Genomic DNA, 25,207 nt, shown 5'->3' with positions numbered 1-25,207 from the left:
CAGTACGCCATTATATTTGAACAACGTCTATTTATGGAAGTCTTAACTTTAATCACAAGCATTATCGTTATGTTAAATCATTGAGCCAAATAAAAAACTCATTTAGTCTTAGGAAGAATAAATGAGTATTAACGATATGTTGTGACGATGGTAATGAATTCCAGTACGCCATTCAACTACAATGTTAATACTGTATCGCTATAACGGGCGAACCCGTTGATACCTCATATTGGCATCAACACTCCAAGGCCATTTTCAAACTTTCTTTCAATACCTTCTCTCAGCTAACGAAGACTCTCTGTAAAAGCAGTGTAAGTTCTACTTTCCTTTTTATAGTGTGTAAAATGTTTCGTTTTGTAATTGTTAATACTTAGATTACAGAGTAGGAAATGATTTGTCAACAACTTTTCTGAAAATTTAGATTAAACAGTTTACTTAGAAGTGCGACGAATACTTTTAACATAGAGTTTCGCGTTATTGAAAAAATTTCATTTGAGTTAGTATAATCATTTACTAAAGCTTGTACTACAAGAGTGAAATTTTTAAAATAATAAGTGTTAAGAAATGATGTGTTGCAAAAAATTGTTAATCATTTATAGAAAGATGTGAAAATATGACACAGAATGATGATCAGCGCTTGCAACTCGAGAGAGATGAGCAAGTTCAACATGTAGCTATAGGTTTAATCAAGCCTAATCCTTACCAACCGCGTAAGACCTTTGATGAGGATAAATTGCAAGATTTAGCTAAATCCATTCAACAACATGGAATCCTTCAACCTATTGTAATAAGAGAAACCATACAAGGATATTATATTGTAGTGGGCGAGCGACGCTTTAGAGCTTCACAAATCGTTGGGTTAGAAAGTATTCCTGCGATAGTTAAAAAGTTATCTGATGAAGATATGATGGAGCTCGCAATTATTGAAAATTTACAACGTGAAGATTTAAATGCGATTGAGGAGGCTGAAAGTTATAAAAAATTAATGTCGGATTTAAAGATTACGCAGCAAGAAGTTGCTCGTAGATTAGGTAAATCACGTCCTTATATTGCGAATATGCTTAGATTACTCCATCTTCCATCCGCCATTATGAAGATGGTTAGAGAGGGAGAGCTCTCTGGTGCACATGGCCGCACCTTATTATCCTTAAAGGACGAAGCTTTAATGAAAAAGGTAGGTAAAGAAGCCGTCCGGGAGTCTTGGAGCGTACGACAACTTGAGCAATATGTAAATACACATTTAAAAGAAGGCGAGTCGAATGCAAAATCAAAGCAAGCGAACAATAAAAAACCGAAATTTATTCAACAACAGGAAAGGTTACTTAAAGAGCAGTATGGTTCCAAAGTTGAAATTTCCACGTCTAAAAATATTGGAAAAATCACGTTTGAATTTAAATCAGAAGACGAGTTTAAAAGAATTATTCAGCAATTGAATAGAAAGTAGTGAAGTTATAAAGTTATTTTTAAAACTGTAGACTGATTAAAACTGTATTTTTTTAAGTTATAATATGGGAATTATGGAAAATTTGAAAAGGAGGTAATACATTTATGAACCAAGTAAAGCATATTTTATCTTCTTTATTTGAACCTTTAACTAAAGTAGAGACTTATGAAAATCTTGTCATAAAAATTATTATGATTTTGATTTATATCATTGTCGCACTCATCGTTATAGCGATTTTAAATAAAGTCATTGAACAAGCTTTTAAAATACAAAATAAAAGTAAAAAAGGAAACAAGAAACGTTCTAAGACACTCGTGTCACTAGTACAAAACGTAGTAAAATATATCGTATGGTTTATTGTGATTACTACCATTTTAAGTAAATTTGGTATAAGTGTTGAAGGAATTATCGCCAGTGCTGGTGTGGTCGGAGTTGCAGTAGGTTTCGGTGCTCAAACGATTGTCAAAGACATCATTACAGGTTTCTTTATTATATTTGAGAATCAATTTGATGTTGGAGATTATGTTAAAATCAATAGCGGTGGAACAACTGTAGCAGAAGGTACAGTTAAGTCTATTGGTTTGAGATCTACGCGTATCAACACTATTTCTGGTGAATTGACGATTTTGCCAAATGGTAGCATGGGAGAGATAACTAATTTCTCAATTACTAACGGCACATCTATTGTGGAACTTCCAGTCTCAGTTGATGAGAATTTAGACCAAGTTGAGAAGAAATTAAATAAATTATTTACTTCATTACGTAGTAAGTACTATTTATTTGTTAGTGATCCAGTGGTTGAAGGTATTGATGCATTAGAGAATAATAAAGCAACGATTCGTATTTCTGCCGAGACAATTCCTGGCGAAGGTGCCTCAGGTGCACGTATTATTAGAAAAGAAGCACAAAAAATGTTTATTCAAGAAGGCATACGCATGCCACAACCTCTATTCACTCAGTATAGTGAAGAGCAAAGTAAAAGCTAATTATCATTGGAGGTCATTTTATGACGTCAAATTACGGAATAAATGATATAGTAGAAATGAAAAAACAACATGCATGTGGAACAAATCGCTTTAAAATTATAAGAATGGGTGCTGATATAAGAATTAAATGTGAAAATTGTCAGCGTAGCATTATGATTCCACGTCAGACGTTTAATAAAAAATTGAAAAAAGTTCTTGAATCTCATCAAGACAAAGAAAGTTAGGAGAATGATTAATGGCTTTAACAGCAGGTATCGTAGGCTTACCTAACGTAGGTAAATCTACCCTATTTAATGCAATTACTAAAGCTGGTGCATTAGCAGCAAACTATCCATTTGCTACGATTGATCCGAACGTGGGAATCGTAGAAGTACCAGATTCACGTTTATTTAAATTAGAAGAAATGGTACAACCTAAAAAAACAATTCCTACTACATTTGAATTTACAGATATTGCAGGTATCGTGAAAGGTGCCTCTAAAGGCGAAGGGTTAGGAAATAAATTCTTATCCCATATCCGTGAAGTAGATGCGATATGCCAGGTTGTTCGTGCATTTGACGATGAAAATGTAACGCATGTATCTGGTCGAGTGAATCCTCTAGATGACATTGAAGTAATCAATATGGAATTGGTATTAGCAGATTTAGAATCTGTTGATAAACGCTTACCTAAAATTGAAAAAATGGCTCGTCAAAAGGATAAAACAGCTGAGATGGAGTTGCGCATCTTGACTAGAATTAAAGAAGCGTTAGAAGATGGTAAACCGGTTAGAAGTATTGATTTCAATGAAGATGACCAAAAATGGGTAAATCAAGCACAATTATTAACTTCTAAGAAAATGTTATATATCGCTAATGTTGGTGAAGATGAAATTGGCGATGAAGATAACGATAAAGTTAAAGCAATTCGCGAATATGCTGAAAAAGAAGATTCTGAAGTCATTGTGATTAGTGCCAAAATTGAAGAAGAAATCGCAACATTAGATGATGAAGATAAAGAAATGTTCTTAGAAGATCTAGGTATTGAAGAACCTGGTTTAGATCGTTTAATTCGAACTACTTATGACTTATTAGGCTTATCTACTTACTTTACAGCTGGTGTCCAAGAAGTTCGTGCATGGACATTTAGACAAGGTATGACAGCACCACAATGTGCAGGTATTATTCATACTGACTTTGAGCGTGGATTTATACGTGCCGAAGTTACTAGTTATGAAGATTATGTTGAACACGGTGGCGAAAATGGCGCTAAAGAAGCGGGTAAACAACGCTTAGAAGGTAAAGAGTACATTATGAAGGATGGAGACATCGTACACTTCCGCTTTAATGTATAATTGAATAAATATTATGGAGCTATCTCATTAGGAGATGGCTCTTTTTTATAAAAAAGAAGCAATGTAGTTTAGTATGCTCAAAGTGGCTAAGTGACTCAACTACATTGCTTTTATATTTGAATTTCCAAATTCTTAAAAAAATGGAATTACTTCACTTGCTTCGATTATATCTTGAGTGCTAAAGAATTGCTTTCCTTCGCCAGTGTATGCAGGTTCAAGGACCATATTTGCCTTAGCACAATAAAGCCATTCAGGGTGAATACCACAATTTAAGATATCTTGAAATTCTTGGAAATCTTTATTCCAATCTAAATTTAATTTCATGCTAAACACCTCACCTATATTATAGAACGAATGTTCGTAAAAGTGAAGTGTTTTTGTTCGATTGTGTTCGTATTAATTTTAAGATGTGAACCAAGAAGCATCAACATTGCTATCAAGGTAATTGGCATCTACATTTTGGTCTAACTCAGGTGAATAATAACTATCAGTATATTGCCATAAAACTTTTTCACGTGTAGGTTCTTCAGCTTGATAAGATGCTAACCAGTAGCCATCATACGAACTCACTGCATTTGCAACGTGATTTACCATAAAGTTTTCATAAGAATAGAAGAGTATTTTTTTGTTTCCTGCAAGTTGTCTCATTTGATTTGCCCAAGCTTGAGTAGCTGTATTCTCATCGCCGCTCGTTACTGAAGATTGTTCATAGTCATTAATATAGAATGAAGCTTTTGGAGCACGATTGTATAAAGTTCTTGCTTCATAACGCGCGTCATCAGCATTCTCATACATACTATAAGAATAAACACCGAATTTCATATTATTTTTGTCTAATAAAGCTGAATTGTGCTCTAAACATTGATCTACATATTCTGAACCATACTGGCCGCGTATAATGATGAAGTCATAATTTTTCTTGAGTTTTTTAACTTGAGCGTCAGTTAAATTACCTTGCCATTCTGAAATATCTAATACTCTCTCTCCAGTGTTAGTTACAGCTGATCTAGATTTAGTTGAGAACGTTGAACGATTTTGTGTTGCGTTACTTTTTTGATTAGGATGTTTCTTTAAATATTGTTGGTAGCCATAACCCATTGTTCCTTTTTCACTTGTTGACTGACTTTTAGAAGATTCCTCTGCATTTGCGTTAACCATGCCCAAACTTGTCGCTAACATTGAAAATGAAATTATCGAGTATGTCACCTTCTTTAACATAAATGTGCTCCTTTTTTATTGAGAATTTAGAAATTACGTACAATTATATGTAAAATGTAATTTTTATGCTATAACAATTAAACTCAATTCGCAACAACGCATTTAGTACGATTTGTAATGTTTAAATATTAAGTTATACGGAACATAAAAAGTTCTTAATTTTATAAAAATTTATTATTCGAAATGAGCAGGGATGTAAAGGGGATGTACTGAAATATTCATTCTTAATATCTTCATCTGTATTTATTCGATACTTATTACTTCTTGCTTTATCTATGAGACCTGTAACCCCATCGCTATTGTATCTATTAATCCAATTATAAAGCGCACGAATAGGGACTTTAGTTGACTCACTAATTTCTTTCACTGATTCTAATCTTTTAAAATAAGGTTCAATTTTATAATATCTATGCATAGCTTTTTTACATACCTCTTCACTAAAATTAGATAAATTCTTACTCATTTCAGTATCTTTATAAATTAATTTTTATACTTAAAAGTTAATAATGCGATAAATGAGTAAAATGACAAATAAATTTCTTACATACATCGATTTATCATATTAATGTTTCTAATACTTGTTGACATAAAAGTGAACACAAAATGAACTATTTCTAGAAAATGTGTAAAAAATTTCTTTTTGTGTTATTATTTATTTTAAAAGGAGGAAATTTTATAAAAAATAATCTTTATTTTAATACAGGTGAATTATCTATAGTAATTAAAGAATTAAAATGTAAAATGATAAAAGAAATAAAAAATGAATTTTATTACGGACGATCAAGAAAAGGATCAAGAAAAAAGTTTAATGTACAATTATCTCATTTACGAGAACAGATAGCCGATTTAATTGGTGCTTATAGTGAGGAAATAACCATTACTGATAATACTACGTTTGGCCTTAATATAGTTCTTAATGGTATGAAATTTAATACTGGAGATGAAATAATAACAACTTCTATGGAACATCTTGCAAGTATATCTCCTTTAATAAATTTGAAAAACAAAAAAAGCGTAGTAATCAAAGAGTATAAAGTAAAGCAAAGATTTAATATCAAGGAACTAGAAGACCTAATTACCTGTAAAACTAAAATGATAGTTATATCTCACATATTTTGGAAGACAGGAGAAGTAGTACCTATTAAAGAAGTTATAGATATTGCACATAGTAGAGGGATGAAAGTACTAGTAGATGGTGCTCAAGCTGCAGGATCATATCCTGTAAATCTACATAATATTAATGCAGATTTTTATTGTTTTCCTGCTCATAAATGGCTTTATGGGCCTGAAGGATTAGGTTTTTTATTTGTTCGGAAAAATATCCAAAAAGATTTAGATATTATATTTTCTGGAATTTCAACCTTTGAATACTTTAATGATTATAACGATTATAGCATTCAAGACAATGGACAAAGATGGGAATTAGGAACTATGTTTAGACCTAGTGTTTATGGTATGAACGATGTTTTAAAATATTTAACTGGTTCGAGAAAAATTGAAAGCGTTTACATAAAAACGCAAAGTTTAAATAATTATATGAAATGTTTAGTTTCCGATATTGCTAATATAAGTATTGTTACAGACAACAATTATAATATTTGTACTTTAACTTTCCCAGAAAACATTAACTGTAAGGCATTGAAAGAGCATTTAGAGTTTTTTTCTATTTTCACTAAAGATATCGTAGATATTAATGCCATAAGGGTATCTTTAAGTTTTATAAATAATGAAGAGGACATTCAATTTTTACTAAAAAAAATTAAAGAATATATGGAGGAATGAATAATGGAAAGAGAAAAAGTTGCTATTTTATTTACTGGTGGAAGAGATTCTTCTTTAGTTGCTTGTTTGGAATCCCTACAAGATAAAGAAGTACATTTAATAACTTGTAATAGTGGTATTGGCATAAAAAGTGAACTTTCAGAAATGAGGGTTAAAGAATTGATTGAAAGATTTCCAAATAATATTGTAGGGAGAACAATTTTACCTACATATGGACTGTTTAGAAGTATTGCAATAAAAAATTTAGAAGCCGATTTCAAAAGATGGGGTATAAATCTAGTGCTTTTAGGCGATAAATTAGCTATACATGCAGCTGCGACAGTATATTGTTTAGAACACGGTATTAAAAAAATAGTTGATGGTTGTGTAGGTTATCAAGAAGATTTAGCTGAGCAAAAGAATGTTGCAATAGAATTATTTAGAGAATTTGAAGCTAAATATGGTATTGATTACGAGTGTCCTATTTATAACTTTGGAAATCAAGACGATGTTAAATATGCTCTTATGACATTTGGATTATCTTCTAAATCTTTAGAAGGTGTTTCTATATTTGGTGATGCTTTCAGTGAACCAACGGAAGAAGTAGTAGGAGAGTACATTAAAGATAAATTAGATATATGTGAAGAACACGTGCATTTTATGACAAAAACAAAAGATTTAATGCAAAATTACCAATATTAAGGAGTCTTTTTTATGATTAAAAAAGTTGCTGCTGTCATTATAAAAAATGATTGTATTTTATCCGTTAGTAAAAAGAAAGCACCCAATTTTTATATGTTACCTGGCGGTAAATATGAAGGGACAGAAAATGACATTGAAGCGTTATCAAGGGAATTGAGAGAAGAGCTAAATGTAACTATTTCAAAAATGGAATTTTTTGGTGATTATGAAGATATTTCTATGTTAGAAAATGAAAAGTTATTTTTAAGAACATATATCACTGAAATAAACGGCGAACCATATCCAGATAATGAGATTCATAATGTGAAATGGATACCTATTCATGCAAACTGTAACACTGAAATAGGTAGTGGCATTGCTAAATTTGTAATTCCAAAATTAAGAGGCGAGTTTTAATGTCTAAAAAACCTTCTGTTATCGGTGGAATAGCTGCTTTGTTCGTTGGAATTTCATTTGGTTTTAATTCTAATATAGTCAAAATGGCTAATGTAAATGGTGTAGAAACTATCAATATAATACTATATCAATTAGTAATAGGTTTAGTATATTTTATAATCCGATATTTAGTTTCTAATCCAACTTATAAAAGTTTTACACCTAATATTTTAAAAAATCCATTTAACTATATTGCTGGTATTACTACAGCGCTAACAGGTATTTGCTATTATTCATCGATCAAATTAACTAATCCAAGCATAGCATCACTAGGTTTATTCCAATTTCCATGGATATTATTTTTGTTAGGTGTGATCTTTAACAAAGAAAGATTTAATTATAAACACATTCTTTCTATTATAATGCTTTGGATTGGCTCCTTTATTTTAATTGGTGCTAATATTACACAAATAAGTTTCCTAGGGTGCTTATGGGGCTTGTTTGCTGGAGTATCATTTGCAACAAATATGTTTACATTACCTAAAACAACCAATCATGGATTTATAAAGGTATATATATTTGCAATAGCAGTAATTACAGCTTTATTTTGTAGTATTTTTTATATTCAGGAGCTCTCTCTTTTAAAAACCAACGTCATTTTTTATGGTACTACAATAGCTATATTAGGTCAGATTATAACATTTGAATTACTTATGTTTTCAACAAAAAGAGTCAGTTCAATTAGTATGGCAACTTTAACTACTATAGAGTTACCTGTAGCTATGATAATTTCATGGATTCTCTGGGGACCACTTCCCAATTTCATGAAAATTTTAGGCCTTATCATTACTCTAGTATCAATCATTTGGTTAGTATATGAAGAATATTCAATTAATAAAAAGAATGGATGATATTGCAAAAGACCAATCTAATTCCAATTTTTGATAGAAACTTCAAAAATATCTTAATGTGTAAAAGAATTAATCCACCTTTTAAAAATATGTATAATTTGATAGGCGGAAAGGTTGAAGAAAGTGAAAGTCTTAAGTCTAGTGTATATAGGGAAATGTTAGAAGAGATATCCCTAACATGCGATGATGTGATATTGCATCCAATAATGGATATAACATATTATCAAGACAAACAGCAGATATATGTTTATTCTGGTATACTAAATAAAAACTATATACCACCTGCAAATTATGAACAATCACTTTATTGGATAGACCTTCAAAGCAACTTTAATGATCTTGATATTTTTGCAGGCAATGGTAATTTATACCATATTTTAAAACAATCTTCATACATTTTAAAAGGCGTGTGAGTAATGGCTAGAAAAGTGAAATTGGTTATTTTTGATTTAGATAATACGCTATTTTCTTTTAATAATTTATGGATAAAAGCTAATAAAGATACTTTTGAAGAATATACGTTATTTAAAGACATAGAGTATAGTGACTTTATGAAATTATATAAGAAATATGATTTATATTTTTGGAAACAGCATGATGAAGGGATTATTACCTTAGATGAATTGCGAGAGTTAAGATTAATTAAAACTTTAAAACATTTTGATATAGATATTTCTCATGCAGAAGCTAATAAGTATTTCCAATCCTTTTTTACTAAATTGCTGTCTAGTATAACTGTTAATAGAAAAATAAATGATTTGCTTTTGTCCTTGAAAGAAAATGTAAACATCGCCATCCTTACCAATGGTAAGCTTAAAGAACAGAACACTAAAATTGATAACCTCGATATTAGATCAATATTCGAAAAGAATATTTTTATATCTCAGAATATAGGTTATGAAAAGCCGGACCCTAAAGCATTTTTAAATGTCACGTCTAATCTAAACGTCAATCCTGAAGAGTGCTTGTTTATAGGAGATTCTTTTAAAAATGACATCTTGGGAGCATTAGATGTTAATATGGCTGCCATTTGGTTAACTAATTCTGATAAAGATACAGAATTATATAAAAAGAATGGTCTTTGTGGTTGCGAAGATAATATAGAAGTTCTACTAAAAAAGCTCCTTAATGATGAATATAAAGATTTTACAATTAATAACTAGTATCATATAAAAAAGGAGTATACTGAAAATAACCATTTTCTATACACTCTCTTTCTATATCGAAATAAGTAAGAATTATATATATTTGTGTGTTCAAAAACTCAACAAAGAATCTATGTTCACAAAAAAACTTGTGAGTGGTTCAAAAAGTAAAAGACCTAGTTTAGATAAAGCAATTGAAATTGCGAGATCAAGAGATACTATTATCTTTTGGAGATTAGATAGACTAGGATGTAATATGGAGGATTTAATCACATTAGTTAAAGAACTTAACGAGAGAATCATTATAAAATGAATTGTAAAAAGTAATACTCTGTGCTATAATTCTGGATTGTGAGTAATGAAAATTATTCCTTGCTTATCACATAAATGTTGATAAGCCGCATAGACCATAAGGAGGTGCAAATAAACTATGAGAACATATGAAATTATGTATATCGTACGTCCTAACATTGAAGAAGATGCTAAAAAAGCTGTAGTTGAGCGTTTTAACGGTATCTTAGCTTCAGAAGGATCAGAAGTTTTAGAAGAAAAAGACTGGGGTAAACGTCGCCTAGCTTATGAAATCAATGATTTCAAAGAAGGTTTCTATAACATCGTACGTATTAAAACAGATAACAATAAAGCTACAGACGAATTCCAACGTCTAGCTAAAATCAATGACGATATCATCCGTTACATCGTTATTCGCGAAGACCAAGATAAGTAATAATTAGACGGGGGCGTTTAAATGTTAAATAGAGTTGTATTAGTAGGTCGTTTAACGAAAGATCCAGAATACAGAACCACTCCCTCAGGCGTAAGTGTAGCGACATTTACTCTAGCAGTTAATCGTACTTTCACGAATGCTCAAGGGGAACGCGAAGCTGATTTCATTAACTGTGTTGTCTTTAGAAGACAAGCTGAAAATGTTAATAACTACTTATCTAAAGGTAGTTTAGCTGGCGTTGATGGTCGCATACAGTCGCGTAGTTATGAAAATCAAGAAGGTCGTCGTATTTTTGTTACTGAAGTTGTGTGTGATAGTGTTCAATTCCTTGAACCTAAGAATTCACAACAAGGTGGCCAACGTTCACAAAACAACGATTTCCAAGACTATGGTCAAGGATTCGGTGGTCAACAATCAGGACAAAATACGTCTTACAATAACAATAATTCATCAAACGCTAATCAATCAGACAACCCATTTGCAAATGCTAATGGCCCAATCGATATTAGTGATGATGATTTACCATTCTAAAATGAACGTATAAAAACGAAAAATAAGTCAAAGGAGGCAGTTAACCATGGCAGGTGGACCAAGAAGAGGCGGACGTCGTCGTAAAAAAGTTTGCTATTTCACAGCAAATGGTATTACACACATCGACTATAAAGACACTGAATTATTAAAACGTTTTATCTCTGAACGCGGTAAAATCTTACCACGTCGTGTAACAGGCACTTCAGCCAAATATCAACGTATGTTGACTACAGCTATTAAACGTGCTCGTCATATGGCTTTATTACCATATGTAAAAGAAGAACAATAATATATAGTTTATTGTTAAACCCCGTAGGCATAGGCTTACGGGGTTATTTTTGTGCTTTAAATTTTAGAAAAAGGGCAGTTAAAGGGCATAATTTAAGAGTTTTTGAAATTTTGAGCATAAAAAAAGGCAACCGTCACAACAGTTAACCTCAAGTACACTCCGCGCAGATGCGCCCCACTATTTAGTAATAAGTATATCTTTTCATTAAATATATAACTAGATTAGTAATTTATATTAGTATAGGCAATTTTTTAATTTTTTATATCAATTTACTTTGTTTATGATAAGTTAAGTATTGACGGTATTAAATAAACAAAGGAGTCTTACGATGGAATATAATTTAAAGGAAGTTCTTAAAAATTTATTTATCAATTTAGTGGTCACGTTTGTTGTGGCTTTTGTCTTTGATTATTTTAATATAAATAATGATAGACATGGATGGTTTTTTAATATAATAAGTAAAATTGATTTTATACATATTTTTGATAACAAAACTGCTAACGCTATAGTTATTTTAGGTTTGGTTATAACGATTATTGAACTTATTTATGATGTATTCTTCGATGATGACGATGATGAATAGAGAAATAAAATAATGATTTGATTATGGAGACCAGGAGTAAGAATTTAAATTTTCCTCCTAAGTAAATACCTGCCTGCACCAAATGAAGTAAAATATTATAGTATAATATAATTATTAATTTTTATGGGTGAGTGTATTGAAAAGAATTCTTGCTACTATTTTAATATTATGTCTGTTTGGTGTTTCTTGCGATAAGAGTAAAGCTCAAAAAGATGAGGTTAAAAGTGAAAATAAATTAGTACATAAGATGTTAAATAATAATATTGTGCAATTTAAGAATAATAAATTGGTTCTCGATAAACAGATAATTAAAATCAAAAGGATTTTCATACTAAGGGATCCTCGTAATAATGTTACTGATTTAGCTATTCAATACAAAGTGAAGAGTAAATCTGATAAATACAGTGTAACTGTAAAAAACTCTTGGGAGAAAGGTTTTAGAGTTTTACAAAACGATAAACCCTTAGGGATGAGAAAGAATACAAAGCATTTGTATCACTATAGAAAATGGCTTACTAAGAATGATGAAAAAATAGAAAAAGGTGAGACGCGTAAAGGAATGGTAATTTATCACCTTAATAATGCCCAAAAGGTTGTTCTGCAAGCGAAACGAGGTTATGAAGGTAAGATATTAGCTGAACAAGATTACCCTATTTCAGAACTTAAAACAGTTGATTTAAATCAACTTTCCAATCGATAAACTTACACTACTGAAAGATATCGCTATGAAGGTTATTAAAGGCAATTGTTTGTGTTTTAATAAGTTTTGTAGAGGTGATTGAAATGAACAATATTGAAATGACTAAAAATCAAAAATTACTTGCGGCTTTAAGTTATTTTAGTATCTTATTCGCGCCGTTGCTATTTCCATTTTGCGTATGGATATTCGCTGATAAACCAATGTCAAAATATGGTAAAAACTCATTAATTAATCATATTTCATGGACTATATTTGTTTGGATAATGAAAAGTGCTTTTAATAATGCTAAATACGCACATAATGGTGCTCATGCGCATCCTGATGCGGTTTTCATTATTAGTTTAATTGTTGGAATTATCTTTGGTATTTTAGCTTTAATCTGTTTGATTATAAGCATTGTTACTGGGGTTAAAATATTAAATCAAGGAAAGAAATGATAAAAAAGCTAAGGTAATACGTTTATTATACTGAAACGTACTATCTTAGCTTTTCTTTTTGTATCGCGTGCTACATTCTAATATCCACATCATCTAAATGCTTTTGATACTCTGTAACTTTACTTTCAAGAAACATTTGATATGGAGTGTTGAAGAAATCAGCTAAATGCAATGCATCTTTAAATTTAGGTTCGTGGTAGTGATTTTCCCACTCCCAAATTTGATGAGCTTCGTAGTGCGTTCCGTATTTCTCATTTAACTGTTGGGCTAATTCCTCAATTTCTAAATGGCGTTTAGTTCTTAAATTATATAGAATATGTAAATTCATATGAAACAACTCCAATTCTTGCTGATATCATCTTGGTGTATTTTTATTCTATAATTATAAAAATGAGCTTTCAATGTGATATTAAATCTAAATGTGTCGTTATATTTAATTTTTGTGGTAATAAATTAATAAAATAAAAAATTAGGGGGTGCTAGAATGAAAATTTTTGATGCACATTTTCATATTATTAATTTTGATTATCCTGTAAAAGAAAATAAAGGTTATATGCCTCCAGAATTTAAAGAAGAAGATTATGAAATATGGCAAAAAGATCTAGGGATCGATGATGGTGTAATTGTCTCTGGCTCATTCCAAGGATTCAATCAAGATTATTTAATACATGCACTTAAAAGTTTAAAAGGACACTTTGTAGGTACAACTCAACTACCTGTAGAAACGTCTGATGAAAAAATCATAAAATTAAACGAATTAGGAGTACGAGGAGTAAGGTTTAATGTAAAAAGAGGAGGTTCGGAAGATTTAAGACATCTTAAATCATTTGCACAGCGTGTCTATGATTTAGTGGGATGGCATACTGAGCTTTATATTGAATCAAAAAAATTGGGTGAAATTAAAGATATTATTTTAGAATTGCCTCAAGTTTCAATAGACCATCTGGGGCTTACTAAAGAAGGCTTTGAAGATTTAGTTCGTAATGGGGTTTATGTAAAAGCGACAGGTTTCGGTCGAATAGAGGTTGATCCTTTACAAACTCTTAAAGCACTGATGGAAATTAATTCTAACGCGATTATGTTTGGCACAGACTTACCATCTACTCGAGCAAAACGTCCATTTGAGAAGTCAGACATTGAACTGATTGAGAAAAACTTCTCTAAAGAAGAACAAGAAAAGATCTTTTACAAAAATGCGATGCATTTTTATAGGATTACAAAGTAGTAATCATTGATTTTTTTCTTTTTTATATTCAATTTTTCTAATGATTAGAGAAGCAATAGTACAAACTATAATTAAGATAATTAACGTAGTCATAATATAGATTTGTTTACTTTTAATGTTAAATCCTATTTCAAAATTACCTTCCAGATGGCCATAAATGAAAAAATTAAATGTAATGATTAATAAAATTGTAATGACTGATAAGAAACCTATAATTTGGAAAAATTTATTTAAAAATTTGAGTATGTTCAATTTACTATTCAAATGACGTAAACCTCCTAAAATAAGAGTTTTATGAGCGCTAAGCAAATATTACTCAAATATTTTAACATACAAATTATTGTTGTCATGAAGGCAATTTTACAATGTTACTATTAAAATATACTTAGTATTTTTACGATGCATAAATACTTTAAAAGTAAGTGTTTTTTTCTATTGAAAGTAGATAATAAATGTTTCTTTTTTAAATTAAAATAAATTTTTTTCGTAAATTTGTTTAATAAATCTGTCGAAGGGTATCAATTACTATTGGATAAATAATTATTAAGTAAAGGAGACAATCATTATGTTTGGATTAATAGGTATGATCATTGTCGGTGGTATCATTGGTTGGATTGCCGGCTTAATTATGGGTAAAGATATCCCAGGCGGAATCTTAGGTAATATTATCGCAGGTATCGTAGGTTCATGGGTAGGTACTGCAATTCTTGGACATTGGGGTCCACAATTAGGTAAAATTCACATCTTCCCAGCGTTACTTGGTTCAATTATTTTAATCTTTTTAATTTCATTAGTTTTACGTTTATTCAAAAAGAAATAAACAATAAAGATAAGTTACATGAGATGACCTCATTAAGGGGTCATCTTTTTTATTGCTTAAATTTATATATCTTGCATACCTAACATCATTAACAATTGTTCGAATGATAGGACGTGTCCCAGGGTAAAATATACTATAAGATTAAATAAGGAGGTTGCTCAAATGTCTGAACAAATCACTTTAGTATTAGGTGGCGGTGGCCAATATGGTATTGCCTGGGAAATTGGTTTACTAAAAGGATTAGCTGATCATGGAATTGAGCTAAGACTTTCTGAACAAATTATTGGAACTTCAGCGGGTTCACAAGTTGGTGCCGTAATCGCATCAAATAAAACTTGGGAAGAGATTTGGAATGAACAAATTGATGAAGAAATTAATGAAGTTAATCCTAACCCTAATATGGGAGAAGTATTCGATGAATATGAACGTATAACTAAAGAAGCTACTAATGGAGATGACTGGGTTGAGAAATTGTGTGAATTTGCGAAAACATACCAAGTAGCTGTAACAGAAGATGAACATATTAAAAGAATAAAAGAACGTATAGGTGATATCCAATGGGGAGATAACTTAATAATTACTGGTACTGATATTGAAACTGTACGTAGAAAGACTTGGAAGCAAGAAGATAATATAAATATCCATCAAGCTTTAAGTGCAAGTTCTTCACTTCCAGGAGTATGGCCTCCTACTACGATTGACGGTAAACAATATTCAGATGGCGGATCCTATTCAATGGAAAATGCAGATTTAGCTACTGAGACTGAGAAAGTAATTATTCTTTCACCTAATGTCCAAGTAGATACGCCTATAAGTTTAAAGCAGCAAGTTGATCAATTAATACAAGAAGGCAAACAAGTATTGTCATTAATACCGAATGCTAGTGTAGTAGCTAAGTTTAATGAAATGGGTAATAATCCAGTTGACCCAAGTATTAGAAAAGTAATTGCAGCAGCATCCAGAGAACAAGGACTTGCAGATTCAAATAAAGTGAAAGAGTTTCTAAAAAATTTATAATAATGATTTATTAGATTTTAGACAAAAAAAGAGGATGGCGCTGGGTTACGCCATCCAGGAGTATTATGTTCATGAATATAAAAGACTTTGTAGTTACTACTAACTACACTCTAATAGTATCATGATTCACATTTATCTGACAATAATAATTTTTTAAATTCTTTTAAAACTATAAATCAAATTCGCAAAATAGCAATTTGAGATAAGATATTGAAAATGGAGTTTTTTCTAAAATTTCACAATTATAGAACTTCAGGGATGTCTTAGGGAGGTCTTACATTATGATTTTTTGTATGTAATAATTGTTAATGTATAAAACGACATCAAGGAGGGGACGCGTATGGAAGGACTATTTTCATTCATTATTATTACGTTACTGATTATCATTGTGCCAGGTCCTGATTTTTTAATTGTGATGAAAAATACAATTAATTCTAGTAAAATGAATGGGATAGTAGCAGCATTAGGAATTACTACAGGACATATTCTTTATTCTTCTTTAGCAATTTTCGGCATTATATACATATTGACTAGTTTATATTACGTCTTTTTAATTATTAAAATATTAGGTGCTTGTTATCTTATTTATTTAGGAATTCAAAGTATTAGAAGCGCCCATAGTACAATGAATTTTAGTAAGGAAGCGTTGGCAGATGTAAGAAATGTAAGCTATTTAACATCTTATCGACAAGGTTTTCTTAGTACAAGTTTAAATCCTAAAGCATTATTATTTTACGTGAGTATTTTACCTCAATTTCTCTCAAATGGAGGTATTCAAGTAAAATCAGAAGTAGCTGTTTTATCTTTATCAGTAGTACTTGTTACATGTTTATGGTTTTTATTCTGTGTGTTTATTTTCCAATATATTAAACTATTATTTAGTAAACCTAAGTTCAAAGTGGTTTTTGACTATGTAGTTGGAATCGTATTAATTGGTTTATCAATTAATTTACTACTAAGTAAAAGTAGTTAATCATATAATTTTAAGGAGTATTATAAAATGAATATCTATCTTGTAAGACATGGTGAATCTCAGTCCAATTATGATAATAAACATGGTAAACCATATTTTTGTGGCCAATTAGACGTTCCTTTAACTGAAAAAGGTATGCAAAGTGCGCAAGATTTAGTCACTTATTTTACTAATAAGAAGATTGAACATGTTTATGTCTCTGATTTGTTGAGAACACAACAAACATATGAGGGTATCTTTCCGTATAATATACCTACAACGTTCACTAAATCGTTGAGAGAACGTTCATTAGGTGTATTTGAAGGGAAAAATAAACAAGAGGTTAGTGAAGATGTAGAATACGAAAGATACTTCAATGACCCAGAGTTTAAAGACTTTCGACATAGCTTTAGTCAAAAAGCACCTGAGGGTGAAAGCTATCAAGATGTTTATGAACGTATTGAGCACTTCTTTAATGAGGAGTTAAATCATGACGATGAAAATATAGTTATAATTGCTCATCAAGTAGTTATAAGATGTATATTAGTTTATTTAGGTGAACTCAATAAAGAAGATGCTTTAGATGCCGAGATTAAGAACTGTTATCCATATTTAGTTCATAAATAAAAATAGTGAGTGGATATGAGTAGGCTAAATCCTCTTATATCCATTCACTATTTTTTTAGGAAATAAGACTGATGGGTGTCTTAATAATCAATATTTAAAGTTTATAATTATGCATAAGACTGTGTCTTTTTGTAGCCCACAGAAAGTGTGATAATAGTACTTACTAGTATCAAAACGACTGTTAAACCACTCATTAAACCAGGTTGTATATACCCTGTTAAAAAAGTGACTACGGCTAAGATGAACCAAAGCATTAATGCAAAAATTTGTATTATTGCCGATACGATTCTACATACTAAATTATTGAAGAATCCTAATATTAAAGCTGGTAAAGCACTCACTAATAGAGTAACGATAGCAGTGAATATTTGCCAAGGCTCGTCATAATTAATAGTATTTGGGCCGCTCGGATACTTAGCAAGTGTTAAAATCGCGCCAATTGATCCTAGTATCGCTAGAATTATAAAACTTACACGTAGTTTCATCGAGTCACTCCTAATAAAATTTGTAAAATTTTTAGTTTCTATACAATAAATACATTAGACACTATTAGTGTGAAGTAAATTGTTAGCGCTGTCAAAGGTTAAAAAGCAATACCTCTATTTGATGTTAAATCTCATCAAATAGAGGTATTTTTAATTGATTACTTATTAAATACTTCAGTGTTAATTCCTTTTTTATCGAGGAATTTAGTGATTTTATCTTGTTGTTTTTTATTGACGTCACCTGCATATTTAGTAGGTACGTCAACGACATTGATTGAATTTTGAGGTTGGTAATTTAATTCTTCAATATCTTCATCAACATTTGCAATTGTACTATTTAAAGCGTTGAAATAGTTGATAATACGTTGTGTTGGATCTTTATATTCTTGTGGAATGTGATTGTTTTTAACAAATTTTTTGAAACGTAAATCATTTTTAACAGCTAAATTAGATAATTCGCTTAATTTGTTTGCCTGAGATTTAGTGATTTTAGGGCTACTATCACTTTGTTTATCTAACTTATGTTGCATTACGTATTTATTATCAAGAATATCGCTATTAGCTTGTAAATATGTTTTAAGAGCATTTTTCATTTCAGACTCACTTATTTTTTGTCCCTTTTTATTAGAGGAGAAAATGTCTTTTTCTTTCATATTTTTAGCTTTTTTAGGTGCATGAGTACTACTATGACTATTTTGGTCATTATCATCCTCGCTTTGATTTGAACAAGCTGAAAGTACCAAGGCGAGCACAATTAGTAAACTTAAAATTACTCTTTTTTTCATAATATGATGGAACTCCTTTAACATCTCTATAATTAAGTATTATTTTTAGTTATTACACACATTATAGAGTATCATTTATGAAAAAATATTTGAATGTTTAAGAACTACAATTCATAGTGATGTATGACTATTTTGTGTCGTGTATAAAATCATTTTCACTATTCTGATCCAATGATATAAAACTACATCGTTACAATATTAATTGAATATAAAAAAACTGCCGACAAAGTCTGATACTTTGCCAACAGTCTGAAGCAAAAGAGCCTTAACAATTAAGGCTCTTTTAGTGTGAAGATATTATGATAGGTAAATAATTATCATTTAGTTTCTGATAATATAGTCGAATGCATTTAACGCAGCGTTAGCGCCAGCACCCATTGAAATTATAATTTGTTTATTCTTCTGATCTGTCACGTCACCTGCTGCGAATACACCAGGAACGTTTGTCGCGTTATCACGATCGATGACTACTTCGCCACGTCCGTTTAGTTCAATAGCATCTTGTAGCCATGCAGTGTTAGGAACTAAACCGATTTGAACGAAAATACCATCAAGATTTACTACTTGAGTTTCACCGCTATTTAAATCTTCATAACTAATACCGGTAACATGGTCTTCACCAAGAACTTCAGTAGTTCTAGCGTTCGTTTTAATATCAACATTTGATAAAGAACGTAAACGATCTTGTAAGACATTATCTGCTTTTAATTCAGATGAATATTCAAATACAGTAACATGCTTAACAATTCCTGCTAAATCGATAGCTGCTTCAACGCCAGAGTTACCGCCACCGATAACTGCGACATCTTTATTTTCAAATAGAGGGCCGTCACAGTGAGGGCAGAATGCTACACCTTTATTAATAAGGCGATCTTCACCAGGAATATTAAGTTTTCGCCAACTTGCACCTGTAGAAATAATCACAGTTTTACTTTCTAGTACAGCATCATTTTCTAAAGTAACTTTAATTGCTGAATCAGTTTTCTCGATATTAGTAGCACGGATACCTGTCATCGTATCAATGTCATATTGTGAGATATGATCTTCAAGGTTAGAAGAAAACTCAGAACCTGTTGTTTCTTTAACAGTAATAAAGTTTTCAATTCCAGCAGTATCATTAACTTGACCACCAATACGGTCAGCAACAATACCTGTACGTAGTCCTTTACGTGCAGTATAGATAGCAGCACTACCGCTTGCAGGACCACCACCTACGATTAGAACATCATAAGGGTCTTTATCATTAAATTCAGAAGCATCTTGAGTGCTTCCCAATTTAGTTAAAATATCTTGAATAGTCATACGGCCATTACCGAACTCTTGACCATCTAAGAAGACAGCTGGTACAGCCATGATGTCTTCAGACTCCTCACGGAAAACTGCACCATCAATCATAGTATGCGTAATGTTAGGATTAATAACACTCATCAAATTCAATGCTTGAACAACGTCAGGGCATTTTTGACAAGTTAAACTAACGAAAGTTTCGAAATGAAATGGCCCTTCAAGACCTTTAATTTGGTCAATCACAGATTGTTTTTCTTTAGGAGCACGGCCACTTACTTGTAATATCGCTAATACAAGTGAGTTAAACTCATGACCTAATGGAATACCTGCAAATGTAACACCTGTTTCTTCACCTGGGCGATTTACAGAGAAACTTGGTGTACGTTTTAAATCTTTTTCAGTTACAGTGATGCGTGCTGACATATCAGCAATTTCATCTAGTAAATCTTTAAGTTCTTTAGATTTATCATCTGAGCCAAGGCTAGCGATGAACTCAACGTCGCCTTCCATTAGCTCTAATAATTGTTTTAATTGTTGCTTTAAATCAGCATTAAGCATTTTTTAATGCCTCCTTAGATTTTACCTACTAAGTCTAAACCAGGTTGTAATGATTCAGAACCTTCTTCCCATTTAGCTGGGCAAACTTCGCCTGGATGTTGACGTACATATTGAGCTGCTTTAATTTTGTTAACTAATGTACTAGCGTCACGACCGATGCCGTCAGCGTTGATTTCAGCTGCTTGAACTACACCATCAGGATCGATGATGAATGTACCACGTTGAGCTAAACCAACTTCTTCATCTAATACATCGAAGTTACGAGTGATTGTTTGAGATGGGTCACCAATCATTTGATATTGGATTTTGCTGATTGCATCTGAATGATCATGCCAAGCTTTGTGTACAAAGTGAGTATCAGTTGATACTGAGAATACGTTGACACCTAATTCTTGTAATTTATCATATTGGTTTTGTAAATCTTCTAATTCTGTAGGACATACGAAAGAGAAGTCAGCAGGATAGAAGCATACTACACTCCAAGAACCTTTAAAATCTTCTTGAGAAACTTCTTTAAATTCATCATTTTTTGGATCATAAGCTTGCGCTGTGAAAGGTAAGATTTCTTTGTTAATTAAAGACATAGGTAAATACCTCCTGAAATTTTTAAGTATAAATTAGAATTAGTTAACAATAATTGTTTGTTTATAATAATTCTAATCTCTTGATAAGTATTATCACATCTACAATCTAAATAGTCAACTTTAGAAACTTTTTAATTGAGAAAATGAATAACAATAGCCTTTATATAGCGTCATGTTAGAGATGAACAATGCGAACTATAAAGTGATAAGAAGCTTAATTTATCGAATGTAATATTCTTTTCCAACCACTTCTTATACCATAAATAACACATATCATTCTCAACTAAACATGTTTCATTGATAATGGAGTGTAATTTTATTACATCTATACATTAATGATAACATCTGTACCCTCAATTTTCTTTTATGACAGTTTATATAAATAAAATAGAGCTAAATTCAAAATAATTGTTACTATTTTGAATTTAACTCTATTTGGTTTAGTTTTATTTAGAAACCTTAAACTCTACGGTACCTATTCCACTATATTCTGCACGATACGTACCATACTCTAATTTAAGCGGAGAGATGAATGTTCCTGAAGAAATGACTTGTCCCTTTTTTATTTGTTTACCGTGGGAATGTAACTTTTTAATAAGCCAAAGTACAGCATTGAGAGGGTTACCTAATACTTCAGATGAGTCACCTGTAGCAATTAATTCTTCATCTTTATATAAATTCAATTGTACATGCGCAAATGCGTCTATATCTAAAGGATCTACTTTATTTCCTACAACAATCAATCCTGTTGCAGTATCATCGCAAATTAAATCACCAAGAGTGAAATTCGGGAACCAATCTTTATATCTTGCGTCAGGTATCTCAATGCCGGCAGCGATTTCAGTATTAAGAATAATTGTTTGTAAATCTGCATCATAAGGTAAGTCTTCTTTTGCAATAAACATAATTTCTGGTTCTAATAATGGGGAAAATAATGAAGAAAGTGAGACAGCGTCACCATTATTTACTATTTTATCTGATAAAATAGTGCCATAAGCAGGCTCATTAGTATGAGCAATTGCTTGTGTTGTAGCGCTCGTCATACTCACTTTGTATCCAGCAACATGTGTACGATCTTTAAATTTTAGCTGTTCAATTAAATCATCTTGAGTTAAATAAGCTTCTTCCTCAGTGATATTGTAATTTTCGCTTACAAAATCAATAGGTTTTTTATTTTTAAAAGAATTGAAAAGGGCATTTGAAATATTTTTAATAGCTTGAGTCATGATATCTCTCCTTAAAATATCTGAAAATTAATACTATTATGATAACTTTTAAATAAGCTGTGTGCAAATAAATTTAAAAGTCCTTTGTTCAGGGTATAGAATATTTAAAGACAAATTAGGATTTATCATATGTGTATAAATTTATTAGGAGTGATTAGTGTGTCAGATTATGTATACGACTTAATGCGTAAGCATCATTCAGTAAGAAAGTTCAAAGATAGTCCTCTTAGTGATGATACTGTGAAGAAATTAGTTGAGGCTGGACAAGGCGCATCAACTTCTAGTTATCTTCAGACTTACTCAATTATAGGTGTTGATGATCCCGAAATTAAAGAAAATTTAAAAGAAGTTTCAGGGCAACCTTATGTGTTAGATAATGGTTATTTATTCGTCTTCGTTCTAGATTATTACCGTCATAGTTTAGTAAATGAAAAAGTGGATTCAGATATGGAAGTCTCATACGGTTCAGCTGAAGGCTTATTAGTAGGCACGATTGATGTGGCTCTTGTATCTGAGAATATGGCTGTAGCAGCTGAAGATATGGGTTACGGTATCGTTTATTTAGGTTCCCTACGTAATGATGTAGGTCGTGTTCGTGAAATTTTAGACTTACCTGACTATACTTTCCCTCTATTTGGTATGGCTGTAGGAGAACCCGCTGAGGATGAAGATGGTGAGCCTAAACCACGTTTACCATTTGAACACATTTTCCATAAAAATAGTTACGATGCAAGTAATGATAAACAACGTCGTGAATTAGATGAATATGACCAAGTGGTTAGTGATTATTATAAAGAACGTACAAATGGCGAAAGAACTGAAACTTGGACCGAACAAATTGAATCTTTCTTAGGAAGAAAAACTAGGCTAGATATGCTAGACCAACTTAATAAAGCTGGATTTATAAAACATTAATGCAAATAAAAAAAGACGCACCCACTTAGTTGTGAGTGCGTCTTACTTATTGTTCAAATCAGTTTGAAGATAATTCCCCATAATTATTAGATTCAAATGTTTGTTTATCCCAATTTTTTGTTAAGCGTGCAGTACCTGTACCAGCTAAGATTGAATCATTCACGTTCAATGCAGTACGCCCCATGTCTATGAGCGGTTCAATAGAAATGAGTACACCTGCAAGTGCCACAGGTAAGTTTAACGTAGATAGTACTAAGATGGAAGCGAATGTAGCGCCGCCACCAACACCTGCAACACCAAATGAACTAATGATAACAACAGCTATTAGCGTAATGACAAATTGAAAATCAATGTGTACATGTGCCACAGGCGCAACCATGATTGCTAGCATAGCAGGGTAAATTCCCGCGCAACCGTTTTGTCCTATTGATAAACCAAATGTAGCTGAGAAGTTTGCGATACCTTCAGGTACACCTAGACGTTGTGTTTGGGTTTGGATATTTAATGGCAGAGAACCCGCGCTTGAGCGAGAAGTAAAAGCAAAGATTAGCACTTCTAAAGTTTTCTTAACATATCTAACTGGATTAACACCTAATACTCCTAAAATGATTAAATGTATGAGATACATTGTGATTAAAGCAGCATAAGATGCGAGTAAGAATTTTCCTAAAGTCCAGATTGCCGCAAAGTCACTGGTTGCTAATGTAGAAGCCATAATTGCTAGTATACCGTATGGCGTTAATCTTAAAACGAAAGTTACAATGGCCATAACGATTGAGTATACAGCTTCAATGCCACGTTTTAACAGATTTCCATACTCTGGTTCTTTGCGTGCAACACGTAAATATGCAAAACCGACGAAAGTTGCAAAAATGACAACTGCGATAGTTGATGTCGTACGTTGACCTGTAAAGTCCAAGAATGGATTACTTGGCAGTAATTCAAGAACTTGTTGAGGTAACGTGTTTGCAGTTAAATCTTTAGCTTGCTTACTAATTTCAGTACCGCGAGAATGTTCTGCACTACCTAAGTCGATTGAAGAAGCATCAAGTCCAAAGATTAAAGCGTAAATGATGCCGACAATAGCTGCAATGGCTACAGTGCCAATTAAAAACATAAAAATGAATGTCCCAATTTTAGCAAATTTATCTCCAATCTGGATTTTACTGAAAGCTACCACAATTGAAACGAAGATCAGTGGCATTACAATCATTTGAAGTAAGGCAACATAGCCATCGCCCACGATACTAAACCAATCTGTGGATTGTTTTAATACCTTCGATTCTGCTCCGAATATAAGATGTAAAGCTATTCCTAATACAATCCCTATACCTAAAGCGGTAAATACACGTTTAGGAAATGAAACATGTTTTCTAGCCATTATGTTTAACATAATAATGAAAATAATTAACACTACTACGTTAATAATAGTGAAGAATGCTTCCATAATGTATATACTCCTTTGTTCTAAAATATAGTATTCCGACATATATAATAAGGGTATTACTCGCGATTATAGAATTCAAGGTAGTTGAATTCATTTTTTATGAAAATAATATAGAAATAATTTTCTGAATAATTAAA

32 protein-coding genes, 1 pseudogene and 1 other annotated feature (1 of these 34 cut by a window edge) are annotated in these 25,207 nt (G+C 31.5%); of the genes and pseudogenes, 23 read left to right on the top strand and 10 right to left on the bottom strand.

The features are described from left to right. Positions 1–343: a binding site (T-box leader), on the bottom strand; it reaches 70 nt to the left of the window's first position. Between the two features lie 270 nt (positions 344–613). From HMPREF2642_RS01645 to ychF, 4 genes are all read left to right on the top strand, one after another. Further along, positions 614–1,444: a ParB/RepB/Spo0J family partition protein gene (locus HMPREF2642_RS01645; RefSeq protein WP_030061344.1), complete on the top strand. Its 831-nt coding sequence runs from the start codon at positions 614–616 to the stop codon at positions 1,442–1,444. A 104-nt stretch (positions 1,445–1,548) separates the two neighbouring features. Continuing rightward, a complete protein-coding gene (locus HMPREF2642_RS01640; protein ID WP_002454411.1) occupies positions 1,549–2,430 on the top strand; it encodes a mechanosensitive ion channel family protein in 882 nt (293 codons plus the stop codon). Positions 2,431–2,450: 20 nt separating this feature from the next. Beyond that, a complete protein-coding gene (locus tag HMPREF2642_RS01635) occupies positions 2,451–2,654 on the top strand; it encodes a DUF951 domain-containing protein (protein ID WP_002445134.1) in 204 nt (67 codons plus the stop codon). An 11-nt stretch (positions 2,655–2,665) separates the two neighbouring features. Beyond that, on the top strand, positions 2,666–3,763 hold the full coding sequence (gene ychF / locus HMPREF2642_RS01630; RefSeq protein WP_002434081.1) for a redox-regulated ATPase YchF: 1,098 nt from the start codon (positions 2,666–2,668) through the stop codon (positions 3,761–3,763). Between the two features lie 132 nt (positions 3,764–3,895). Here ychF and HMPREF2642_RS01625 read toward each other — a convergent pair whose 3' ends face one another. After that, positions 3,896–4,087, bottom strand: a complete 192-nt coding sequence (locus tag HMPREF2642_RS01625; protein ID WP_002434516.1) for a hypothetical protein — start codon at positions 4,085–4,087, stop codon at positions 3,896–3,898. 78 nt (positions 4,088–4,165) lie between these two features. Next, positions 4,166–4,981: a GH25 family lysozyme gene (locus HMPREF2642_RS01620; RefSeq protein WP_002434109.1), complete on the bottom strand. Its 816-nt coding sequence runs from the start codon at positions 4,979–4,981 to the stop codon at positions 4,166–4,168. A gap of 642 nt (positions 4,982–5,623) precedes the next feature. Between HMPREF2642_RS01620 and HMPREF2642_RS01610 the strand changes: the two genes are divergently transcribed. From HMPREF2642_RS01610 to HMPREF2642_RS01550, 13 genes and pseudogenes are all read left to right on the top strand, one after another. Then, the gene (locus tag HMPREF2642_RS01610; RefSeq protein WP_070474342.1) at positions 5,624–6,763 is read left to right on the top strand and encodes an aminotransferase class V-fold PLP-dependent enzyme; all 1,140 of its coding nucleotides are present in this window, start codon (positions 5,624–5,626) and stop codon (positions 6,761–6,763) included. Positions 6,764–6,766: 3 nt separating this feature from the next. Beyond that, positions 6,767–7,444 (top strand): hypothetical protein, encoded by a 678-nt coding sequence (locus tag HMPREF2642_RS01605; RefSeq protein WP_030061334.1) that lies wholly within the window; start codon positions 6,767–6,769, stop codon positions 7,442–7,444. A gap of 12 nt (positions 7,445–7,456) precedes the next feature. Then, on the top strand, positions 7,457–7,840 hold the full coding sequence (locus tag HMPREF2642_RS01600) for an NUDIX hydrolase (RefSeq protein ID WP_030061333.1): 384 nt from the start codon (positions 7,457–7,459) through the stop codon (positions 7,838–7,840). Then, a complete protein-coding gene (locus HMPREF2642_RS01595) occupies positions 7,840–8,730 on the top strand; it encodes a DMT family transporter (RefSeq protein ID WP_030061331.1) in 891 nt (296 codons plus the stop codon). The genes HMPREF2642_RS01600 and HMPREF2642_RS01595 overlap by 1 nt, the downstream gene beginning before the upstream one ends. After that, complete coding sequence (locus HMPREF2642_RS01590; protein ID WP_227489929.1) at positions 8,727–9,143, top strand: NUDIX hydrolase; 417 nt, start codon at positions 8,727–8,729, stop codon at positions 9,141–9,143. Before HMPREF2642_RS01595 ends, HMPREF2642_RS01590 begins: the two co-directional genes overlap by 4 nt. 3 nt (positions 9,144–9,146) lie before the next feature. Next, positions 9,147–9,893, top strand: coding sequence for an HAD family hydrolase (locus tag HMPREF2642_RS01585; RefSeq protein WP_002434512.1), 747 nt, complete (start codon positions 9,147–9,149; stop codon positions 9,891–9,893). 115 nt (positions 9,894–10,008) lie between these two features. Then, a pseudogene (locus tag HMPREF2642_RS01580) lies at positions 10,009–10,173 on the top strand (recombinase family protein); the annotation flags it as partial. A 132-nt stretch (positions 10,174–10,305) separates the two neighbouring features. Further along, positions 10,306–10,602 (top strand): 30S ribosomal protein S6, encoded by a 297-nt coding sequence (gene rpsF, locus HMPREF2642_RS01575; RefSeq protein ID WP_002434058.1) that lies wholly within the window; start codon positions 10,306–10,308, stop codon positions 10,600–10,602. A gap of 21 nt (positions 10,603–10,623) precedes the next feature. Further along, positions 10,624–11,133: a single-stranded DNA-binding protein gene (gene ssb, locus HMPREF2642_RS01570; RefSeq protein ID WP_023349922.1), complete on the top strand. Its 510-nt coding sequence runs from the start codon at positions 10,624–10,626 to the stop codon at positions 11,131–11,133. 46 nt (positions 11,134–11,179) lie between these two features. Beyond that, positions 11,180–11,422: a 30S ribosomal protein S18 gene (gene rpsR / locus HMPREF2642_RS01565; protein ID WP_001831354.1), complete on the top strand. Its 243-nt coding sequence runs from the start codon at positions 11,180–11,182 to the stop codon at positions 11,420–11,422. Between the two features lie 328 nt (positions 11,423–11,750). Next, positions 11,751–12,005, top strand: coding sequence for a hypothetical protein (locus tag HMPREF2642_RS01560; protein ID WP_023349920.1), 255 nt, complete (start codon positions 11,751–11,753; stop codon positions 12,003–12,005). A 136-nt stretch (positions 12,006–12,141) separates the two neighbouring features. After that, complete coding sequence (locus tag HMPREF2642_RS01555; protein WP_030061299.1) at positions 12,142–12,705, top strand: DUF5067 domain-containing protein; 564 nt, start codon at positions 12,142–12,144, stop codon at positions 12,703–12,705. An 83-nt stretch (positions 12,706–12,788) separates the two neighbouring features. After that, the gene (locus HMPREF2642_RS01550) at positions 12,789–13,142 is read left to right on the top strand and encodes a magnetosome magnetite crystal formation protein family (protein WP_023349918.1); all 354 of its coding nucleotides are present in this window, start codon (positions 12,789–12,791) and stop codon (positions 13,140–13,142) included. Positions 13,143–13,212: 70 nt separating this feature from the next. On the opposite strand, the gene HMPREF2642_RS01545 is transcribed toward HMPREF2642_RS01550, so the two are convergent. Then, positions 13,213–13,470: a helix-turn-helix domain-containing protein gene (locus HMPREF2642_RS01545; protein ID WP_030061297.1), complete on the bottom strand. Its 258-nt coding sequence runs from the start codon at positions 13,468–13,470 to the stop codon at positions 13,213–13,215. Positions 13,471–13,626: 156 nt separating this feature from the next. On the opposite strand from HMPREF2642_RS01545, the gene HMPREF2642_RS01540 reads away from it, so the two are divergent. Beyond that, entirely contained in the window at positions 13,627–14,367 is a 741-nt protein-coding gene (locus HMPREF2642_RS01540; RefSeq protein ID WP_070597589.1) for an amidohydrolase family protein, read from the top strand. A gap of 3 nt (positions 14,368–14,370) precedes the next feature. Here the strand turns inward: HMPREF2642_RS01540 and HMPREF2642_RS01535 are convergent, their stop codons facing one another. After that, positions 14,371–14,631, bottom strand: coding sequence for a hypothetical protein (locus HMPREF2642_RS01535; RefSeq protein WP_002434577.1), 261 nt, complete (start codon positions 14,629–14,631; stop codon positions 14,371–14,373). A 301-nt stretch (positions 14,632–14,932) separates the two neighbouring features. Here HMPREF2642_RS01535 and HMPREF2642_RS01530 point away from each other — a divergent pair, with 301 nt between their 5' ends. From HMPREF2642_RS01530 to HMPREF2642_RS01515, 4 genes are all read left to right on the top strand, one after another. Next, positions 14,933–15,187, top strand: a complete 255-nt coding sequence (locus HMPREF2642_RS01530; RefSeq protein WP_002434433.1) for a GlsB/YeaQ/YmgE family stress response membrane protein — start codon at positions 14,933–14,935, stop codon at positions 15,185–15,187. A 162-nt stretch (positions 15,188–15,349) separates the two neighbouring features. Further along, on the top strand, positions 15,350–16,204 hold the full coding sequence (locus HMPREF2642_RS01525) for a patatin-like phospholipase family protein (protein WP_002434588.1): 855 nt from the start codon (positions 15,350–15,352) through the stop codon (positions 16,202–16,204). A 340-nt stretch (positions 16,205–16,544) separates the two neighbouring features. After that, a complete protein-coding gene (locus tag HMPREF2642_RS01520) occupies positions 16,545–17,177 on the top strand; it encodes a LysE family translocator (RefSeq protein WP_002434620.1) in 633 nt (210 codons plus the stop codon). Positions 17,178–17,204: 27 nt separating this feature from the next. Continuing rightward, positions 17,205–17,783 (top strand): histidine phosphatase family protein, encoded by a 579-nt coding sequence (locus HMPREF2642_RS01515; protein WP_030061291.1) that lies wholly within the window; start codon positions 17,205–17,207, stop codon positions 17,781–17,783. Positions 17,784–17,890: 107 nt separating this feature from the next. On the opposite strand, the gene HMPREF2642_RS01510 is transcribed toward HMPREF2642_RS01515, so the two are convergent. The 5 genes from HMPREF2642_RS01510 to HMPREF2642_RS01490 form a co-directional block, all read right to left on the bottom strand. Further along, positions 17,891–18,268 carry a hypothetical protein gene (locus tag HMPREF2642_RS01510; RefSeq protein ID WP_023349914.1) on the bottom strand — a complete coding sequence of 126 codons (378 nt, stop codon included), beginning with the start codon at positions 18,266–18,268 and terminating at the stop codon, positions 17,891–17,893. 158 nt (positions 18,269–18,426) lie between these two features. Further along, positions 18,427–19,053, bottom strand: coding sequence for an NDxxF motif lipoprotein (locus HMPREF2642_RS01505; protein ID WP_070597587.1), 627 nt, complete (start codon positions 19,051–19,053; stop codon positions 18,427–18,429). A 321-nt stretch (positions 19,054–19,374) separates the two neighbouring features. Next, a complete protein-coding gene (gene ahpF / locus HMPREF2642_RS01500) occupies positions 19,375–20,898 on the bottom strand; it encodes an alkyl hydroperoxide reductase subunit F (protein WP_030061286.1) in 1,524 nt (507 codons plus the stop codon). Positions 20,899–20,912: 14 nt separating this feature from the next. Further along, positions 20,913–21,482 (bottom strand): alkyl hydroperoxide reductase subunit C, encoded by a 570-nt coding sequence (gene ahpC / locus HMPREF2642_RS01495; RefSeq protein ID WP_030061284.1) that lies wholly within the window; start codon positions 21,480–21,482, stop codon positions 20,913–20,915. 446 nt (positions 21,483–21,928) lie between these two features. After that, complete coding sequence (locus tag HMPREF2642_RS01490; protein ID WP_049427022.1) at positions 21,929–22,708, bottom strand: 2-keto-4-pentenoate hydratase; 780 nt, start codon at positions 22,706–22,708, stop codon at positions 21,929–21,931. Positions 22,709–22,867: 159 nt separating this feature from the next. Between HMPREF2642_RS01490 and HMPREF2642_RS01485 the strand changes: the two genes are divergently transcribed. Then, positions 22,868–23,623, top strand: coding sequence for an NADPH-dependent oxidoreductase (locus HMPREF2642_RS01485; protein ID WP_070597585.1), 756 nt, complete (start codon positions 22,868–22,870; stop codon positions 23,621–23,623). Positions 23,624–23,681: 58 nt separating this feature from the next. Here HMPREF2642_RS01485 and HMPREF2642_RS01480 read toward each other — a convergent pair whose 3' ends face one another. Further along, positions 23,682–25,070: an L-cystine transporter gene (locus tag HMPREF2642_RS01480; RefSeq protein ID WP_030061280.1), complete on the bottom strand. Its 1,389-nt coding sequence runs from the start codon at positions 25,068–25,070 to the stop codon at positions 23,682–23,684. Positions 25,071–25,207: the final 137 nt, after the last annotated feature.

The sequence above is a fragment of the Staphylococcus sp. HMSC055A09 genome, from assembly GCF_001809655.1.
Lineage (GTDB): Bacteria > Bacillota > Bacilli > Staphylococcales > Staphylococcaceae > Staphylococcus > Staphylococcus capitis.
This window is presented reverse-complemented; position numbering and strand designations above follow the sequence as displayed.